This is a genomic window from Streptomyces pratensis (assembly GCF_037137275.1).
Classification (GTDB): Bacteria; Actinomycetota; Actinomycetes; order Streptomycetales; family Streptomycetaceae; genus Streptomyces; species Streptomyces pratensis_B.
Window position 1 is genome coordinate 171,432 of the sequence record NZ_JBBBEN010000097.1, and the last position, 17,480, is coordinate 188,911.

The 17,480-nt window shown below is 74.9% G+C and carries 15 protein-coding genes, 1 other RNA gene and 3 pseudogenes; 10 read left to right on the forward strand and 9 right to left on the reverse strand.

Going from position 1 to position 17,480, the window contains the following annotated elements:
* Positions 1–56 precede the first annotated feature (56 nt).
* The 4 genes from V9U70_RS23075 (at position 57) to V9U70_RS23090 (ending at position 4,109) form a co-directional block, all read left to right on the forward strand.
* A complete protein-coding gene (locus V9U70_RS23075) occupies positions 57–1,370 on the forward strand; it encodes a glycosyltransferase family 4 protein (protein WP_336678128.1) in 1,314 nt (437 codons plus the stop codon).
* 52 nt (positions 1,371–1,422) lie between these two features.
* Positions 1,423–2,154: a class I SAM-dependent methyltransferase gene (locus tag V9U70_RS23080; protein WP_336678129.1), complete on the forward strand. Its 732-nt coding sequence runs from the start codon at positions 1,423–1,425 to the stop codon at positions 2,152–2,154.
* Positions 2,151–3,224 carry a prenyltransferase/squalene oxidase repeat-containing protein gene (locus V9U70_RS23085; RefSeq protein WP_336678131.1) on the forward strand — a complete coding sequence of 358 codons (1,074 nt, stop codon included), beginning with the start codon at positions 2,151–2,153 and terminating at the stop codon, positions 3,222–3,224. Before V9U70_RS23080 ends, V9U70_RS23085 begins: the two co-directional genes overlap by 4 nt.
* A gap of 105 nt (positions 3,225–3,329) precedes the next feature.
* Positions 3,330–4,109 (forward strand): maleylpyruvate isomerase family mycothiol-dependent enzyme, encoded by a 780-nt coding sequence (locus tag V9U70_RS23090; protein ID WP_336678132.1) that lies wholly within the window; start codon positions 3,330–3,332, stop codon positions 4,107–4,109.
* A gap of 176 nt (positions 4,110–4,285) precedes the next feature.
* Here V9U70_RS23090 and V9U70_RS23095 read toward each other — a convergent pair whose 3' ends face one another.
* From V9U70_RS23095 to V9U70_RS23105, 3 genes are all read right to left on the reverse strand, one after another.
* Positions 4,286–5,146: a DUF5336 domain-containing protein gene (locus V9U70_RS23095; RefSeq protein ID WP_336678134.1), complete on the reverse strand. Its 861-nt coding sequence runs from the start codon at positions 5,144–5,146 to the stop codon at positions 4,286–4,288.
* Between the two features lie 173 nt (positions 5,147–5,319).
* The gene (locus tag V9U70_RS23100; protein WP_336678136.1) at positions 5,320–6,243 is read right to left on the reverse strand and encodes an N-acetylmuramoyl-L-alanine amidase; all 924 of its coding nucleotides are present in this window, start codon (positions 6,241–6,243) and stop codon (positions 5,320–5,322) included.
* A 61-nt stretch (positions 6,244–6,304) separates the two neighbouring features.
* The gene (locus V9U70_RS23105; protein WP_336678137.1) at positions 6,305–6,961 is read right to left on the reverse strand and encodes a class I SAM-dependent methyltransferase; all 657 of its coding nucleotides are present in this window, start codon (positions 6,959–6,961) and stop codon (positions 6,305–6,307) included.
* A gap of 648 nt (positions 6,962–7,609) precedes the next feature.
* On the opposite strand from V9U70_RS23105, the gene V9U70_RS23110 reads away from it, so the two are divergent.
* Positions 7,610–9,073, forward strand: a complete 1,464-nt coding sequence (locus V9U70_RS23110) for an MFS transporter (protein ID WP_336678139.1) — start codon at positions 7,610–7,612, stop codon at positions 9,071–9,073.
* Positions 9,074–9,125: 52 nt separating this feature from the next.
* On the opposite strand, the pseudogene V9U70_RS23115 reads toward V9U70_RS23110, so the two are convergent.
* Positions 9,126–9,575, reverse strand: a pseudogene (locus tag V9U70_RS23115) (response regulator); the annotation flags it as partial.
* A gap of 508 nt (positions 9,576–10,083) precedes the next feature.
* Positions 10,084–11,331: a hypothetical protein gene (locus V9U70_RS23120; protein ID WP_336678141.1), complete on the reverse strand. Its 1,248-nt coding sequence runs from the start codon at positions 11,329–11,331 to the stop codon at positions 10,084–10,086.
* Positions 11,332–11,544: 213 nt separating this feature from the next.
* Here V9U70_RS23120 and V9U70_RS23125 point away from each other — a divergent pair.
* The 4 genes and pseudogenes from V9U70_RS23125 to V9U70_RS23140 all read left to right on the forward strand — a co-directional run.
* A pseudogene (locus tag V9U70_RS23125) lies at positions 11,545–11,785 on the forward strand (ABC transporter substrate-binding protein); the annotation flags it as partial.
* Between the two features lie 101 nt (positions 11,786–11,886).
* Positions 11,887–12,723, forward strand: coding sequence for a Nif3-like dinuclear metal center hexameric protein (locus V9U70_RS23130; protein ID WP_336678143.1), 837 nt, complete (start codon positions 11,887–11,889; stop codon positions 12,721–12,723).
* A complete protein-coding gene (locus V9U70_RS23135) occupies positions 12,720–13,463 on the forward strand; it encodes a zinc ribbon domain-containing protein (RefSeq protein WP_336678389.1) in 744 nt (247 codons plus the stop codon). Before V9U70_RS23130 ends, V9U70_RS23135 begins: the two co-directional genes overlap by 4 nt.
* A complete protein-coding gene (locus V9U70_RS23140; protein WP_336678145.1) occupies positions 13,463–14,845 on the forward strand; it encodes a bifunctional RNase H/acid phosphatase in 1,383 nt (460 codons plus the stop codon). The genes V9U70_RS23135 and V9U70_RS23140 overlap by 1 nt, the downstream gene beginning before the upstream one ends.
* A gap of 35 nt (positions 14,846–14,880) precedes the next feature.
* On the opposite strand, the gene eda is transcribed toward V9U70_RS23140, so the two are convergent.
* From eda to V9U70_RS23160, 4 genes and pseudogenes are all read right to left on the reverse strand, one after another.
* Positions 14,881–15,528 (reverse strand): bifunctional 4-hydroxy-2-oxoglutarate aldolase/2-dehydro-3-deoxy-phosphogluconate aldolase, encoded by a 648-nt coding sequence (eda, locus tag V9U70_RS23145; RefSeq protein WP_336678146.1) that lies wholly within the window; start codon positions 15,526–15,528, stop codon positions 14,881–14,883.
* Between the two features lie 71 nt (positions 15,529–15,599).
* Positions 15,600–16,400, reverse strand: coding sequence for a peroxide stress protein YaaA (gene yaaA / locus V9U70_RS23150; protein WP_336678148.1), 801 nt, complete (start codon positions 16,398–16,400; stop codon positions 15,600–15,602).
* Between the two features lie 160 nt (positions 16,401–16,560).
* Positions 16,561–16,716, reverse strand: a complete 156-nt coding sequence (locus tag V9U70_RS23155; RefSeq protein WP_336678399.1) for a hypothetical protein — start codon at positions 16,714–16,716, stop codon at positions 16,561–16,563.
* A gap of 5 nt (positions 16,717–16,721) precedes the next feature.
* Positions 16,722–16,862 (reverse strand): annotated as a pseudogene (locus V9U70_RS23160) (MerR family transcriptional regulator); the annotation flags it as partial.
* 93 nt (positions 16,863–16,955) lie between these two features.
* Between V9U70_RS23160 and rnpB the strand changes: the two are divergent.
* Positions 16,956–17,358, forward strand: an RNA gene (rnpB, locus tag V9U70_RS23165) — RNase P RNA component class A.
* The last annotated feature ends 122 nt before the right edge of the window (positions 17,359–17,480 follow it).

Below are 17,480 nucleotides of genomic sequence, written 5' to 3' on the forward strand. Positions count from 1 at the left end.
TAGATTAGCGCGACCGGTTACGCTCCGGCGAACACGCAGTCAGAAGGGGGCCGAGTGTGACCGCTGAGGCCGTAGAGACGGGCCCCCGCACAGGCGGCGGCAGCTCCGCCGGAGCCGGCGACCGGCCGTTGCGCATCGCGCTCCTCACCTACAAGGGCAACCCGTTCTGCGGTGGCCAGGGGGTGTACGTCCGCCACCTCGGACGTGAGCTGGCCCGGCTGGGCCACCGTGTCGAAGTGATCGGCGCGCAGCCCTACCCGGTGCTCGACGAAGGCGTACCGCTCACCGAGCTGCCCAGCCTCGACCTCTACCGGCAGCCCGACCCCTTCCGGACGCCGGGGCGCGGCGAGTACCGGGACTGGATCGACCTGGCCGAGGTCGCCACCATGCGGACCGGCGGCTTCCCGGAACCGCTCACCTTCAGCCTCCGCGCCCGCCGCCATCTACGGGAGCGGCGCGGCGAGTTCGACGTCGTCCACGACAACCAGACCCTCGGCTACGGGCTCCTCGGCGACCTCGGGGCCCCGCTCGTCACGACGATCCACCACCCGATCACCGTGGACCGCAGGCTCGACCTGGCGGCCGCCGCCGGCCGCCGCCGCAGGGCCTCCGTACGCCGCTGGTACGCCTTCACCCGGATGCAGAAGCGGGTCGCCCGCAAGTTGGACACCGTCCTGACCGTCTCCGGGTCCTCCCGCGACGAGATCGTCGAGGATCTGGGCGTGCGCCCGGACCGGATCAGCGTCGTGCACATCGGCGCCGACACGGACCTGTGGTCGCCCGACCCCTCCGTCGCCGAGGTGCCCGGCCGCATCGTCACCACGTCCAGCGCCGACGTCCCGCTCAAGGGGCTCGTCCACCTCGTCGACGCGCTCGCCAAGCTCCGTACCGGGAACCCCGCCGCCCACCTCGTCGTCGTCGGCAAGCGCGCGGAGGACGGGCCGGTGGCCCGCGCCATCGAGCGGCACGGGCTCGGGGACGCCGTCGAGTTCGTCAAGGGCATCAGCGACGCCGAACTGGTCGACCTGGTGCGCAGCGCCCAGATCTCCTGCGTGCCCTCGCTCTACGAGGGGTTCTCGCTGCCCGCCGCCGAGGCCATGGCCACGGGCACCCCGCTGGTCGCCACCACCGGCGGCGCGATCCCCGAGGTCTCCGGCCGCGACGGGGAGACCTGCCTGGCCGTGCCGCCCGGCGACCCGGACGCGCTGGCCGGTGCGCTCGCCCGGCTGCTGGCAGACCCGGAGCTGCGCGCCCGGCTCGGGGCGGCGGGCCGGGCGCGGGTGCTGGACCGGTTCACCTGGGCCAGGGCCGCGGCGGGCACGGCCGAGCTGTACCGTCAGGCGATCGCCTCCCGCGGGGCCCGCAGGTGACCGTGGCCCCACTGACCGGAACCCGTACCTCCGACCTCGAAGGCAGGCCCCCGTGCTGACCGTCGACTTCACCCGCTTCCCGCTCGCCGCCGGCGACCGAGTGCTCGACCTGGGCTGCGGTGCCGGCCGACACGCCTTCGAGTGCTACCGGCGCGGTGCGCGGGTCGTCGCCCTCGACCGGAACAGCGAGGAGATCCGCGAGGTCGCCACGTGGTTCGCCGCGATGGAGGAGGCCGGCGAGGCCCCCGAGGGCGCCACCGCGACCGCGATGGAGGGCGACGCCCTCAACCTGCCGTTCCCCGACGCCTCCTTCGACGTGGTGATCATCTCCGAGGTCATGGAGCACATCCCCGACGACAAGGGCGTCCTCGCCGAGATGGTCCGGGTCCTCAAGCCCGGTGGCCGCATCGCCGTCACGGTCCCGCGCTACGGCCCCGAGAAGGTCTGCTGGACCCTCTCCGACGCCTACCACGAGGTCGAGGGCGGTCACATCCGCATCTACCGGGCCGACCAGCTCCTGGACCGGATACGCGAGGCCGGGCTCAAGCCGTACGGCACCCACCACGCCCACGCGCTGCACTCGCCGTACTGGTGGCTGAAGTGCGCCTTCGGCGTCGACAACGACCGGGCCCTGCCGGTGCGGGCCTACCACAAGCTCCTGGTCTGGGACATCATGAAGAAGCCGATGGCCACCCGGATCGCGGAGCAGCTCCTCAATCCGGTCGTCGGCAAGAGCTTCGTCGCCTACGCCACCAAGCCCCACCTCCCGAAGGCCGAGGCGTGAGCACACCCGAACAGACCGAACACCTCGTCCTGCCCGGGGTCCTGACCGCCGCGGAGGCCGCGGAGACCGTCGCCGCGCTCGCCGCCGTCCAGCGCGAGGACGGGGCGCTGCCCTGGTACCGGGGCCACCACCTCGACCCGTGGGACCACACGGAGGCCGCGATGGCCCTGGACGCGGCCGGCGAGCACGAGGCCGCCGCACGCGCCTACGACTGGCTCGCCCGCAACCAGAACGCCGACGGCTCCTGGTACGCCGCCTACCACGACGGCGACCCCGGGCAGCCCACCGACCGGGGCCTGGAGAGCAACTTCTGCGCCTACGTGGCCGTCGGCGTCTGGCACCACTACCTGGCCACCGGGGACGACGCGTTCGTCGACCGGATGTGGCCCACGGTCTTCGCGGCGATCGAGTTCGTCCTCGGTCTCCAGCAGCCCGGCGGGCAGATCGGCTGGAAGCGGGAAGCCGACGGCACGCCCGTGAAGGAGGCGCTGCTGACCGGCTCGTCCTCTATCCACCAGGCCCTGCGCTGCGCGCTGGCCATCGCCGAGCGCCGGGAAGAGCCGCAGCCGGACTGGGAGTTGGCCACCGGAGCGCTCGCCCACGCGATCCGCGGCCACCCGGAGCGCTTCCTCGACAAGAACCACTACTCGATGGACTGGTACTACCCGGTCCTCGGCGGAGCGGTCACCGGGACGCAGGCCACCGCCCGGATTCAGGAGGGCTGGGACCGCTTCGTCGTCCCCGGACTCGGGGTGCGCTGCGTGCTGCCCAACCCCTGGGTGACCGGCGGCGAGAGCTGCGAACTCGCCCTGGCCCTGTGGGTGACGGGGGAGTCGGACCGGGCGCTGGAGATCCTCCAGTCGGTCCAGCATCTGCGCGCGGAGGGCGGGTTGTACTGGACGGGATACGTCTTCGAGGGCAACCGGGCCTTCTGGCCGGAGGAGCTGACCACCTGGACGGCGGGCTCCCTGCTGCTGGCGGTGGCCGCGCTCGGAGGGGACGAGGCGACCACCGCGGTCTTCAGCGGCGAGCGGCTGCCGACCGGCCTGGAACCGGACTGCTGCCGCTGACACGGCGCCCGGCCGGTTCTGCCTCTCCGCACCCGCGCGCCCACGGCAGGCCCCCGGCGCCCGGGCGGCTTCCACGGTCGGGGCGGGCGTCCTACGCTGCGGTGCATGCCACTTCTCTCCTATGACCGCTACGGTGACCAGATCCTGGCGGAGACCGAAGCCCTGCGCTCGGCTCTGACCGGAGCCGACCTCACCGCGACCGTGCCCACCTGCCCCGACTGGACCCTGCGTGAACTCGCCGTGCACGTCGGCGGCGCACACCGCTGGGTGGGGGAGATCGTGCGCACCCGCGCGACGGACGACGTCCCCGAGGACAAGGCGCCGGGCTTCCAGGGGCCCGACGGCGACGAGGCCGCCGCACTGGACGCCTGGCTCGCCACGGGGGCGGCGGACGCGGTGGCGGCGCTGCGGGAGGCCGGGCCGGACGCCGAGGTCTGGACATGGGCGTGGGAGCGGCGCACGGCCTTCTGGGCGCGGCGCATGACGCACGAGACGGTCGTCCACCGGGCGGACGCGGCGCTCACCGCGGGGGTCCCGTTCACGGTCGATCCCGACGTGGCGGCCGACACCATCGACGAATGGCTGCGGATCGTCTCCTTCGCGCAGGAGAACGGCGACCCGGAGGCGGCCGAACTGCGCGGCGGGGGACGCTCGTTGCATCTGCACGCCACCGACGCGCCGGGCGCGGAGTGGCTGATCGAGTTCGGTGAGGACCGCTTCACCTGGCGGCACGCCCACGAGAAGGCGACGGTCGCGCTGCGGGGCACGCTCACCGATGTGCTGCTCGTCTTCAACCGCCGCCTGGAGCCGACCAGTCAGCGGGTCGAGGTGCTGGGCGACGCGGAGCTGCTGGACTTCTGGCTGGACCGTTCCTCGTTCGGATGAGCACGCCGCCCGGCCGTCGAGGTCCACAGGACCCGCGGTGTGCGCGGGCCCGGCGCGGTGGGTCACGGCCCGGCGCGACGACGAAGCTCCTGGCGGCCCGGTGACCGATCGAGGTCCACCGTGCTGCCAGGAGCATCGGGGCGGGCCGAGGCCCAAGGGAGTGATCGGGCGCGAGATCAGCCGCGCTGGATTCCCGTGGTGTCCTGGAGGACGCCGCGGCGGCCGTCCTGCGTCTGGGCGATGAGGCCCTGGCCGCGCTGCTCGACCGCGAGGTACCAGGTGCCGGGCGCCAGTTCGGCGATCGGGTTCGGCGAACCGTCCTCGCCGTAGAGCGGGCGCGCCACCGGAACGGCGAACCAGAACGGGGTGAAGTCGCCCGCCGGGGCGTTGCCGCCCTGGGAGGGCTGGGAGGGCTGCGGGGCGTGCGCCTGCTGAGCGTGCGCGGGGTCGCTCTGGCTCGGCTCTCCCGGCTGTCCGGGCTGGCCCGGCTGCGCGCCGTACGGCTGCTGCTGACCGGGCTGGGCCCCGTAGGGCTGCTGGGCGCCCGGGTAGCCGTAACCCTGGCCGGGCTGCGCGCCGTACGGGGTCTGCGCCGCCTGCGCCGGGCGCGGAGAGCCGGCGAGCGGGGCCTTGAGGGCGGGGACCAGCGGGCCGGCGACAGCGCCGGCGGCGAGGACGATGGTGGCGAGCAGGCCGAGGATCAGACCGGCGCCGGCGTCGCTCGTGTCGATGATCGTCCAGAACGTGGTCCACAGCGCGAACACGGTCAGCGCCGTGCCGAACTGCCCGATGTCGAGCCCGGCGACCTTGCGGCCCGGCAGGGCACGGTTGACGACGACCAGCGCCGCACCGATGACACCGGCGAGGAAGATGCTCATCAGGAGCGTCAGGGAGTCCCAGGCGTTCGAGCTGAACCGGGAGCAGTCGACGCCCTGCGGGCAGTCGTAGCCGGAGAGGTCGAGGAAAGAGGCGATGAACAGCACGACCGCTGCTCCGATCACCACGCCGTCGCCTCGAGTGAGGGAGCGGATATTCACGTGAAGGTCCTTAGTCGGTCTCGTCGGGGCGGTCGTCGCTGCCGCCGGTGCGGCGGGTACGGCACGAGGCTCGGGAGCGGCCCCCCATCGTACGGATGAATCTATCGTCTGCCCGGGCGGGTTGTGCCCCTGCCCGGTCCTTGCAGGGCCATCCCCCCGCGGTCTCCGCAGAACTACCCCTTCAGATAGCCGGCGATGCCGTCGGCCACGCCTTGGGCCGCCCGCTGGCGCCAACTCCCGCTGGTGAGCAGGGCGGCGTCCTTCGGGTCACGCATATTGCCGCATTCGATGAACACTTTGGGCACGGTCGACAGATTCAGTCCGCCGAGATCATCGCGCGTGTCCAGTCCGCTTTTCCCCCCGACGTAATTGGAGGGGGCACTTCCGGTCGTGCGGGCGAAGTGACCTCCGATCCTCGCCCCGAGATCGGCCGAACTCTCCACGATCCTCGACGTGTCCGCCCCGCCGCCCTCGACCTCGGCGGGCAGGATCAGGTGGAAGCCCCGGTTGCCCACCGCCGAGCCGTCGGCGTGCACGGAGACCACCGCGTCGGCCCCTGCCTCGTTGCCGATCCGGGCGCGCTCGTCGATGCACGGCCCGAACGGCCGGTCCCCGTCATGCGTCAGCAGGACCCGGGCGCCCTTCTCCTCCAGCAGCGACCGCAGCCGCCGCGAGACGTCGAGGGTGAAGTGGGCCTCCGCGTAACCGTCGTCGGTGGAGGTGCCGGTCGTGTCGCACTCCTTGCGCCCGGTGCCGATGTCGACCTGCCGGCCGATCTCCCGGACGTGCTCCCGGTTGCCCGGGTTGTGCCCGGGGTCGATCACCACGGTCCGACCGGTCAACGGGCCCCCGGGCAGCGGCTTCGCGCTGGGCGAGGAGGGCGAGGGGCGCGGGGAGAGGGGCGGGTCGGAACTCCCGGCCGGCGCCGGCGCCGCGGACCCGGCGTCCGCGCCGGGCCGGGGCGGGGCCGTGCCGGCCCGGTCGGCCCCAGGGCCGCCGCCGCATCCGGCGGCGGTCAGACAGAGCGCGGCCAGTGCGGCGGCCACGGCCGGGGGCCGGGCGCGGCGGGCAGGGGGAGGACTGACGTCGTTCGGCACGCGGCGATGCTATCCGGGCCGCGGTGCTCCCCGGGCGCAGCCGGGCGGACGCGGGGCGGACTCAGATCCCCGCGCCGGTGCGCCGCAGGACCCGCAGCGAGTCCGTCACCGACACCTCGGTGAACGCCCCGGAGGCCAGCGCCCGCAGGTAGACGCGGTAGGGGGCCTGCCCGCCGTCCGCCGGATCGGGGAACACGTCGTGGATGGCCAGCAGTCCGCCCTCGACGAGATGCGGGGCCCAGCCCTCGTAGTCGGCGTTCGCGTGCGCGTCGGTGTGTCCGCCGTCGATGAAGAGGAGCCCGAGCGGCCCGCCCCACACGGCGGCCACCTGCGGGGAGCGTCCGACGAGGGCCACGACGTGGTCCTCCAGGCCGGCCCGGTGCAGGGTGCGGCGGAACGTCGGCAGGGTGTCCATGAGCCCGACGTCGGGGTCCACCACGCTCGGGTCGTGGTACTCCCAGCCCGGCTGCTGCTCCTCGCTGCCCCGGTGGTGGTCCACGGTGAGGGCGCTCACCCCGGCGGCCCGCGCCGCGTCCGCCAGGAGGATGGTGGAGCGCCCGCAGTACGTGCCCACCTCCAACAGCGGCAGCCCGAGTGCGCCCGCCTCTGTGGCGGCTGCGTACAGGGCGAGGCCCTCGTGAGCGGGCAGGAAGCCCTTGGCGGCCTCGAACGCGGCGAGAAGCTCCGGCTTGGGTCCGGCGGCGGGCTCGGGAGCCACAGGGTTCCTCCTGGCAGGACGGGTGGGGACGGCGGTCCATCGTGCCGTACCCGTCCGCCGGGGCGGTCGGCGGGTCAGCGGCGGCCCGGCCGCCAGGCCCGATCGCCAGGAGAGGCCGGCAGGGCGGGGGCCCGTCCGTACCCTCCGGGAGTGCGCCCGCCGGCCAGGCGCGGGGCTGTCAGGGCGCCGGGCGCACGGGCCGGCCGCCGGGAGGGGGCGGGCCGGCCCGCGTGGGGCCCGGCCGGGTCTATCCGTTGCCGAGGGCGCGGTCGAAGAGCAGGATCGCGAGGCCCACCGGTACCACCAGTACGGCGACGTGCCGTGCCTCCCGCCGGATCACCGCCGCTGTCCGCTTCTTCATCGGCTGTCTCCCGTCGTCGTGCGCGGCGTGGCGAGGGTCTCCCCGCCCGGGTCGTCCAGCGTGCCGTACACCGGGGCCGCACGGCGAGGCGGGGTGCCGGGCGCGCTGCCGGGCGCGGGGCGCACGCCGTCCTCCGGCGGGCGCCCCGACCGCTCCGCGCACGCCGGGGCGCCGGCCCTCCCGCGCGGCCGTGAAGAGCGCTTCCGCGTGCGGGGAGCCGACGCGCGGCCCCCGTCGACTCCGCCTGCGTGATTACCTGATGTACGGGCCGCTCGCCGCCTGGGACCATGACCCTCATGCCTGATGTCACCACGCCCGTCACCGTCCGCCCGGCCGCCCCGCGGATACCCCCCAGCACCTGGGCCGTCGTCCTCGCCGCCTGCACCGGCCAGTTCCTCGTCGTCCTCGATGTGTCCGTCGTCAACGTGGCGCTGCCCTCGATGCGGGCCGACCTGGGGCTGAGCGCCGCCGCGCTCCAGTGGGTCGTCAACGCCTACTCGATCGCCTTCGCCGGATTCATGCTTCTGGGCGGGCGGGCCGCCGACATATACGGCCGCAAGCTGATGTTCCTCGTCGGGCTCGGGCTCTTCACCGCCGCCTCCCTCGCCGGCGGACTCGCCCAGGAGGGCTGGCAACTCCTCGCCGCCCGCGCCGCGCAGGGACTCGGGGCCGCCGTCCTCGCGCCGGCCACCCTCACCATCCTGACCGCGGCCGTACCGGAGGGGCCCGCCCGGACGAAGGCGATCGGCACCTGGATGGCGGTCGGCGCGGGCGGCGGCGCGGCCGGCGGGCTCATCGGCGGCGTGCTCACCGACGCCCTCTCCTGGCGCTGGGTCCTCCTGATCAACGTGCCCATCGGCGCCCTCGTCCTGATCGCCGCCGCCCTGCGGATCACCGAGGGCCGCGCGGGGGACCGCCGCCGGATCGACCTCCTGGGCGCGGTCCTCGTCACCGCGGGCCTCGCCTCCGTCGCGTACGGCGTCGTCCAGACCGAGGCCGAGGGCTGGACGGCCGCCGCCACGCTCGTCCCCCTGCTCTCCGGGGCAGCGCTGCTGACCACGTTCGTGGCGGTCGAGGCGCGGACGGCGGTGCCGCTGGTCCCGCTGCGGGTGTTCACCGTACGGGCGGTGTCCTCGGCCAACGTCTCGATGCTGCTCATGGGGTCGGCGACCTTCTCCATGTGGTACTTCATGACGGTCTACGCCCAGAACGTCCTGGGATACACGCCGTTGCAGGCCGGTCTGGCGCTGATGCCGACCTCGGCCGCCGTCGTCATCGGCTCCAAACTCGCGCCCCGCATCATGGCGCGCACCGGTGCGAAGCACCTCGCCGTCGCCGGAGTCCTGACCGCCGCCGCGGGATTCGGCTGGCAGTCCACGATGGGCGTGGACGGCTCCTACCTCACCGCGATCTGCCTGCCCGGCGTCCTGATGATGGCCGGGGCGGGCCTCGCCTCCACGCCGCTCGCCACCCTCGCCACCTCCGGGGCCGCCCCGGGGGACGCCGGGCTCGTCTCCGGCCTGGTCAACACCTCCCGCACCATGGGCGGGGCGCTCGGCCTCGCGGTGCTCTCCACCGTCGCGGCGGCCCGCACCGCCGGTTCCGGCGACGCGGCGGACATCACCGCCGGATACGCGATGGCCTTCCGCACGGCGAGCGGGGTGCTGCTGGCCGGCGTGGTCCTGATGCTGCTCTGGCTGCCGAACCACCGCGCCCCCCGCTCCGAGGACGGGGTCCCGGCGAAGGGGTGAGCCGGGGCCGGCCGGTCCGGCGCCGGGTGAGGGGCGGTCAGGAGCCGCTCGGCGGCCGGGGGTCCGCGCCGGGAGGGCTGCCGCCCGCGAACGCCGGGTCGATCACCGTCTCCCCGGTCAGGACCGCCCGGACCGCCCGGACCAGGTCCTGCACCGGGCCGTCCTTGACGACGAAGCCCGCGGCCCCCGCCGCGGTCACCCGGCGCAGCCGGTCCGGGCCGCCGAACGTCGCCAGGACCAGCACCCGGCACTCCGGCGCCTCCGTGCGCAGTGCTGCGGCGGCCTCCAGCGCGTCCAGACCCGGCAGCTCGATGTCCAGCAGAGCCACGTCGGGGCGCGCGGTCAGGGCCGCCGCCACGACCGCCTCCCCGGTGCCGGCCTCCGCGACCACGGCGAAGTCCCGTTCCATGCCGAGCCGTACGGCCAGGGCGCCGCGGGCGCCCGCCCCGTTCTCGGCGAGCAGGACGCGGACGGACCTGGTGGGCCGGTGCTCCCGGGGCATCTCGTTCACCGGCCCAGGGTAGGCGGCCCCTCCCGGCGCGGCCCGTATCCGGTGGCCGGGCCCTCCGGCGCGTCCGGGGGGCACGTCCCGCCGCCCCGTACGCCGTCGGCGCCCGAGGAGGCGACGACCGCGCCGGGGCCCTCTGCCGTCAGGTTCCCCACCTCGCTCAGGGACTTGGTGACACAGCCAGCGGCCCGGCCCGGCTGCCGGCCGGGCCGGGCCCCTGGGACAGACGTCGTGCGGTCGCCCGGCCGGTCACACGGTCACGCAGGCGTGAGTCGGTGCGGACAGGGCGCCGCCCCGGGCTCAGGCAGCCCTGGACGCCTCCTCGGCGGGCCGGCGGTGGCGTCCGTGCGGCCGCACCGACGTGTTCTCCATCGACCCACCCCCGCGGTGCTTCCCTGAACCACCGGTTCCGGCTCCCTCGTCCGCCCCCTGCGGGCGCGTCCGGCTCATGTCGGTTCGTGCTTCGGACGCAGGGGAAGTCACCCCGTTTGTGATCGCTTGCTCATGTCGCCCGTACGGGTGCCGTCGGCCCCGCCCCGCCCGGCGACGCGGTCACCCGGGCGCCTGCCCGGTGCAGAGGAGCCTGCCCCAAGGGGACGGGCCTGCACACGGGAGGAGGGGGCCCGGCGGCAGACGGTTCCGATCCGGTCGCCGGGCCGGTCGCGGGGGAGGGCTCCCCGTCCGGCGGGGCGTCCAGCAGGGCCACGCCGCAGGGCGTCGCCCCGTTCGCGTACGGGAGGTGCAGCACCCCGTCCCGGCTCCAGTAACCGGCCCCCGGCGACCAGCCGTCCGGGGCCGCCAGCACATGCAGCCGACGTCCCGCCGGACGCCAGACCCCCACCCGGCTGCCCGCCGCACCGTCGATCCGCAACGCCACCTCGCAGCTCTCGGGCATCAGCATCTGGCCGGGCCGTACCGCGAACGGCGTCACCGCCGCGTCCGCGAGGCGCAGGCACTCCGGGAACCTGACCGGCCGACAGCTCCCGAGCACGCCCCAGCCGAGCCGGTCGTGTCCCGGGGCGTCGGAGCGGAGCAGCAGCAGCCCGCTGTCGGCGTCGGCGAGCAGCAGCCGGTCGTTGCTCTCGGGCGCGATCTGGAGCAGCGGCGTGACCTCGCCGTGCCGCTCCAGGTCGACGGCGACCGTCTTGAGGGGAGCGCCGCCCGCCGGCCGCCGGTCCAGCGCCAGCATCCGGCCCGTGCGGTCCAGCCACACCCCGCCCGAGCAGCGGCCGGGGATGCGCGCGATCCGCTCGGGCCCGAAGGCTCCGCCCACGACCCGCCACAGGGACGAGACGTGCTCGCCGACCGTGAGGGCGTACACGCTGCGGCCGTCCGGCGACGGCGGCAGCAGCGTCATCCCGGAGCACTCGACCGCGCCCAGCGGGAGTTCGCCGGTCACGGGGCCGGTCGGGTAGAGCAGCGAGAACGTCCGCCGCCCCGCGACCCGCCGCATGATCACGACCCGCCCGTCGGCGAGCGGGACCACCGGGGAGTCCGGCGCTTCGGGGCGGTCGAGGGGGAGCGGCACCGCGTACGGCTCCGGTCCGTCCAGCGTCCACCGCTCCGGGTACCAGGCGCGCTCGCCCGGTGGTCCGGGCGCGGCGGTGAGGCGGGCCGCGTACGCCCCGTCCGCGGTCAGGGTCAGGCCGCCGGGGGCGTCGGCCCCGGCGGGGCCCCCGGACGCCCCGGGCCCTTCCGGTCCCGGGGCCACCGCCCCGGCGGTCGGCCCCTCGATGGCACAGGCAGTCATGGGATCGTCACCTCCAGCTACGAAAACTAGGTTTCGCGCTCGCGGTCGGACAACACCCGTCATGCCACTTCACACATAAGGGTGGCGATGCCCGGATTCTCCTGAGAAGGAGGGGGCGCGTGTGCTGCCGAAGTCGCCTCTGTCTGTGGTGAGGCAGCCCTCACCACAGGGTTGTGCCTCGTGCGCGCCCGCGGAACAGGCTTGGGGCACACGGTGTCCCTTCGACCCCGCGGTACCGCCGCGGGAGCCCTGGCCGTGGCGGCCGCCCGCCCTGTCGGCCTGCGGGGGCGGGAACGACGGCGCGGCCGCGTCCGAGGCCGGCGGCGCCAAGAAGGCGGCGGTCGCCGTCGGCGGCAAGGACTTCGCTGACGCGGCGAAGAAGACGGCGGGGCGCGGTACCGACGCCGAGGCCGGCGAGTCCCCCCGCACGGTCACCCACGCCATGGTCAGGACCCCGGCCCCGTGACGTAACGATTGGCGCCGGGGAGCCGCTCGGGGCCCGGCGGCCCAGTGGCCAGGGGCGGCGGGGTGCGGTGGACAGGTAGCCTTTCCCCCGTGCCCCGTCTGTCTGAAGTCATCGCCGCCCTCGACGCCCTCTGGCCCCCCGAGCGGGCCGAGGGGTGGGACGCGGTCGGGACGGTCTGCGGCGACCCGGAGGCGGAGGTCGACCGGGTGCTGTTCGCCGTCGACCCGGTCCAGGAGATCGCCGACGAGGCCCTGGGGCTCGGCGCCCAGCTGATCGTCACCCACCACCCCCTGTACCTGCGCGGCACGACGACGGTGGCCGCCGACAGCTTCAAGGGCCGGGTCGTCCACACCCTCATCCGGCACGGCGTCGCCCTCCACGTCGCGCACACCAACGCCGACACCGCCGACCCGGGCGTCTCCGACGCCCTGGCCGGGGCCCTGGGCCTGCGCGTCACCGGACCCCTCGTGCCGGACCCCACCGACCCGGAAGGGCGGCGCGGACTCGGCCGGATCTGCGAGCTGGACCGCCCCGAGACCCTGGCCGCCTTCGCGGACCGCGCCGCCGCCCGGCTCCCCGCCACCGCGCAGGGCATCCGGCTGGCCGGCGATCCGGAGGCGCTGGTGCGCACCGTCGCCGTCAGCGGCGGCTCCGGCGACAGCCTCTTCGACGCCGTGCGCGCCGCGGGCGTCGACGCCTTCCTCACCGCGGACCTGCGCCACCACCCGGCGTCCGAGGCCGTGCAGCACTCCCCGCTCGGCCTGGTCGACGCCGCGCACTGGGCCACGGAGCAGCCCTGGTGCGAGCAGGCCGCCGCGCAGCTCGACGCGCTTTCCGACCGCCACGGATGGGACCTGCGGGTCCATGTCTCGAAGCGGGTCACCGACCCCTGGACCACCCACCATTCCTCTGGAGCCCCCAACTGAACGCCGCGCCCGCCGACCAGAACCGACTTCTCGACGTCCAGGCCCTCGACCTCCGTCTCGCCCAGCTGGCCCACAAGCGCGACTCGCTGCCCGAGCACGCCGAGATCGAGCAGCTCAGCAACGACCTCGCCCAGCTGCGTGACCTGCTGGTCGCCTCCACCACAGAGGAGAGCGACACCACCCGCGAGCAGACCAAGGCCGAGCAGGACGTCGACCAGGTGCGCCAGCGCGCCGTCCGCGACCAGCAGCGGCTGGACTCCGGCGCGGTCTCCTCGCCCAAGGACCTGGAGAGCCTCCAGCGCGAGATCGCCTCGCTCGCCAAGCGGCAGGGCGACCTGGAGGACGTCGTCCTGGAGATCATGGAGCGCCGGGAGGCCGCCCAGGAGCGGGTCGCCGAGCTGACCGAGCGGGTCTCGGCCGTCCAGGCCAAGGTCGACGACGCCACCGCCCGCCGCGACGCCGCCCTCGCCGAGCTGGACGCAGAGGCCGCCACGGTGGCCAAGGACCGCCAGGTCGTCGCCGAGGTCGTTCCCGCCGACCTGATGAAGCTGTACGACAAGCTCCGCGCCCAGCAGGGCGGGGTCGGCGCGGCCCGGCTCTACCAGCGCCGCTGCGAGGGCTGCCGCCTGGAGCTGAACATCACCGAGGTCAACGACGTGAAGGCCGCGTCCCCCGACACGGTGCTGCGCTGCGAGAACTGCCACCGCATCCTGGTGCGCACCGCGGAGTCGGGCCTGTAATGTCCGCGCCCGCCGCCCGCCGGGTCGTCGTGGAGGCCGACGGCGGGTCCCGGGGCAACCCGGGGCCCGCCGGTTACGGCGCCGTGGTTCTCGACCCGGCCACCGGCGAAACCCTCGCAGAGGCCGCCGAGTACATCGGCGTCGCGACGAACAACGTCGCCGAGTACCGCGGCCTGATCGCCGGCCTGACGGCCGCCAAGGCCCTGTTCCCGGACGCGGGGGAGACCCTGCGGGTCCACGTCCGGATGGACTCCAAGCTGGTGGTCGAGCAGATGTCGGGGCGCTGGAAGATCAAGCACCCCGACATGAAGCCGCTGGCCGCCAGAGCCGCCGCGATCCTGCCGCCGTCCCGTGTCACCTACGAGTGGATTCCGCGCGCGGAGAACAAGCACGCGGACCGGCTCGCCAACGAGGCGATGGACGAGGGGCGCGACGGCCGGCAGTGGGAGGCGTCCGCCTCGACGGCCGCGCTGGAGGCTCCGCCGCGCTCCGCGAGCGCTGCACCGCCCGCCCAGGGCCCGCCCGGCGACGCGGCGGCGGGCGCCTCCCGGGCCCGTGCGGCCCTGGCGGCCGCCCGCGCCGGGATCGCGCCGGGTGCGCCGCCCCCGGAGGCCGACGGGCTGTTCCCGGCGCCGGACGCCCGTGCTCCGTGGACCCCGTCGGCCGAGGCCGCCGAGCGGCCGGCCCCGGGGGCGGCGTCCGGCCCGACCGATCCCACGGCGGCCCCGCAGGTCGGGTGGGGGGCGGCCCCCGATCTGGGCGCGCCCGCCACTCTCGTCCTGCTCCGGCACGGCGAGACGGCTCTCACGCCCGAGAAGCGGTTCTCCGGCAGCGGCGGCACCGACCCGGAGCTCTCCGCCGTCGGCCGCGGGCAGTCCGAGCGGGCCGCCGGGCACTTCGCCGCCCTGGGCTCCGTCCAGGACATCATCAGCTCCCCGCTGCGCCGCTGCCGTGAGACCGCGGGCGTCGTGGCGGACCGGCTCGGTCTGGACGTCCGTGTCGACGAGGGGCTGCGCGAGACGGACTTCGGCGCCTGGGAGGGGCTGACCTTCGGTGAGGTGCGGGACCGGTACGGCGACGACCTCACCGCCTGGCTGACCTCCCCCGACGCCGCCCCGACCGGCGGCGGCGAGAGCTTCGCGGAGGTCGCGGAACGCGTCGCGTCCGCCCGGGACCGGATCGTCGCCCGCCACGCCGGCCGCACCGTGCTGCTGGTCACCCATGTGACCCCGATCAAGACGCTGGTCCGGCTCGCCCTGGAGGCCCCGGCGCGCTCGCTGTTCCGGATGGAGCTGTCGGCGGCCTCGATCTCCACCGTCGCGTACTACGGGGACGGCAACGCCTCCGTACGCCTGCTGAACGACACCTCGCACCTGCGTTGACGGGGGCCCGCCGGGGAGGGCGGCCGGCGCGGGCGCTACCGCGCGAGCGCCGCCGCCTCGGCCGCCAGGCGGGCCACCCGGTCCCAGTCCTTGGCCGCGACCGCGTCGCTCGGGACCATCCAGCTGCCGCCCACGCAGCCGACGTTGGGCAGGGCGAGATAGGACGGGGCGGAGGCGAGGGAGATGCCGCCGGTGGGACAGAAACGCGCCTGCGCCAGGGGGGCGGACAGGGCCTTCAGATAGGCCGTGCCGCCCGCCGCCTCGGCCGGGAAGAACTTCATCTCGTGCACTCCGCGCTCCAGCAGGGCCACCACCTCGGAGGCCGACGAGACCCCGGCCAGGAACGGCAGCCCGGAGGCCGTCATCGCGTCGAGCAGCGTGTCGGTCCACCCCGGGCTGACCAGGAAGCGGGCCCCGGCGGCGACCGTGTCCCGCACGTGCCGCGCGGAGATCACCGTGCCCGCGCCCACCACCGCGCCCGGAACCTCCGCGGCGATGGCCCCCAGCGCGTCCAGTGCGGCGGGCGTCCGCAGCGTCACCTCGATCGCCGGGAGGCCGCCCGCCACCAGCGCCCGCGCCAGCGGCACCGCGTCGGCCGCGTCGTGCAGGACGACGACGGGGATGACCGGCGCCAGGTCCAGGACGGAGGCGTCGGCGGCGAGGGGCGGCGGGAAGGGGGTCATGGGCCCATCCTGCCGCGAACAAGGCGTCACCTGCAACGCGCGTTGCGCAGTGCGCAACAGGGGTGAGGTGTTCAGTGGACCTCCGTCACCACCACGTCCAGCGACCACGGCCGCCCGGCCCGCGCGGGAGCCCCGGTCTCCACCGCGTAGCCCAGGTCCCGCAAGGCCTCCGTCAGCCGCGCCGGGTCCTCGGGGCAGGCCCCCGCCCGCAGCAGGTCGCGGACCAGCCGGCCCTTGGTCGCCTTGTTGAAGTGGCTCACCACGGACCGCTTCTCGACCCCGTCCACCGTCTGGGAGTGCAGCACCCGCACGCTCGCCGTCCGCGCGGCCACCTCGCCCTTCGGCTTCCACGCCGTGGTGTACGCAGAGGACCGCAGGTCCAGGACGAGCCCGTCCCCGGCGGCCTCGGGCAGGACGGTCTCCATCGGAGTGCGCCAGTGGGCGCCGAGCGCGCCGAGCCCGGGCAGTTTCACCCCCATCGCGCAGCGGTACGGCGGAACCCGGTCGTCGATCCGGACCGCCCCCCACAGCCCGGAGAAGACCAGCAGCGACGTGTTCGCCCGCCGGCGCGCGTCCGCGTCCAACGAGGCCAGGTCCAAGGCGTCGTACAGCACGCCCGTGTACAGCTCTCCGGCCGGGCGCGTGCCCGCGGTGCGCAGCTCGGCGTTCTTCGCGACCTCGCCCCGCAGCCCCACGCTCAGACCGAGCACCGCGCGGGCCTTCTCCTCGTCGGCCCGGCACAGCTCCACCAGCTCGTCCAGCACCGCCTCCCGGGCTGCGGCCAGCCCCGGCAGTGACAGCTCCTCCGGCTTCAGGGACGGCCCGTGCCCCGCGGCGGCCTTTCCTTCTGAGGGCGGCAACAGCACGAGCACGGGGGTTCTCCTTCGTACGCACGGCGAACAGCACAGGGCCCCGGTGTGCGCACGAGGCCCCCGGCAAGAGTACGGGGGCGGGCTCGCCGGCCGGGCCGGCCGCTCCGCCCGGCAGCACGCGCAGGGCCGGCCATCGGCCGGGGAGCGGCCGCACGCCGGCTCAGCCGTCCTGTCCCGGGCCCGGCGGCGCCGCTGCCCGCCCCCGGGTGAGCGCGGCGACCGCGGCCGACGGGTCGTCGGCGTGGAAGCGGAGCCTCCGGGCGCTTCCGGACCGGCCGAACGGCCGGACGAACTCCACCGGGCCGGTCAGCTCCACGGTCTCAGCAGCACGGCGTCGCGGACGCTGTAGGAGCGGTACCCGTTGGGCTGCCGGGCGGGCTCGGGCAGCAGGCCGATCTGGTGGTAGTGCCGGACGGTCCTGGGGGTGACCCGCACGAGCGCGGCGATCTCTCCGATACGCATGGGGCCAGTACAGACCCCGACGTCGCGGCAAGGTCAATTCCCTGCCCCGCCGGCCGCACGTCCCCGGCCCGGTAGGATGGGGGGCACGGCAGACGAGTCGGCCGGACGGTCGCGTGGGGATCTTCAGGATTCTCCCGAGGAACGTCCGGGCTCCACAGGGCAGGGTGGTGGCTAACGGCCACCCGGGGTGACCCGCGGGACAGTGCCACAGAAAGCAGACCGCCCGGGACCTCGGTCCCGGGTAAGGGTGAAACGGTGGTGTAAGAGACCACCAGCGCCTGAGGTGACTCAGGCGGCTAGGTAAACCCCACTCGGAGCAAGGTCAAGAGGGGTCGTTCCAGGACGGCCCTGCGCGAATGGTCGAGGGCTGCCCGCCCGAGTTCGCGGGTAGACCGCAGGAGGCCGGCAGCAATGCCGGTCCTAGATGGATGGCCGTCTCCCCGGCCGCCGCGAGGCGACCGGGTGACAGAACCCGGCGTAGAGGCCGACTCGTTCTGCCGGTCGACACGAGGGACCCTGGTCCAGGCGCATGCGCCTGGACCAGGGTCCCTCTTCGATATCTGCATTGCATATGCCGCATGTTCGATCCTGTGCGAACGCCGTCCAAGGGCCTGTGCG

Bases quoted from the DNA above. Each gene is read 5' to 3' on its own strand.
- V9U70_RS23090 (WP_336678132.1), top strand. From the start codon at position 3,330: ATGCCACTTCTCTCCTATGACCGCTACGGTGACCAGATCCTGGCGGAG.
- V9U70_RS23120 (WP_336678141.1), bottom strand. From the start codon at position 11,331: ATGACTGCCTGTGCCATCGAGGGGCCGACCGCCGGGGCGGTGGCCCCG.
- V9U70_RS23140 (WP_336678145.1), top strand. From the start codon at position 13,463: ATGTCCGCGCCCGCCGCCCGCCGGGTCGTCGTGGAGGCCGACGGCGGG.
- eda (WP_336678146.1), bottom strand. From the start codon at position 15,528: ATGACCCCCTTCCCGCCGCCCCTCGCCGCCGACGCCTCCGTCCTGGAC.
- V9U70_RS23110 (WP_336678139.1), top strand. From the start codon at position 7,610: ATGACCCTCATGCCTGATGTCACCACGCCCGTCACCGTCCGCCCGGCC.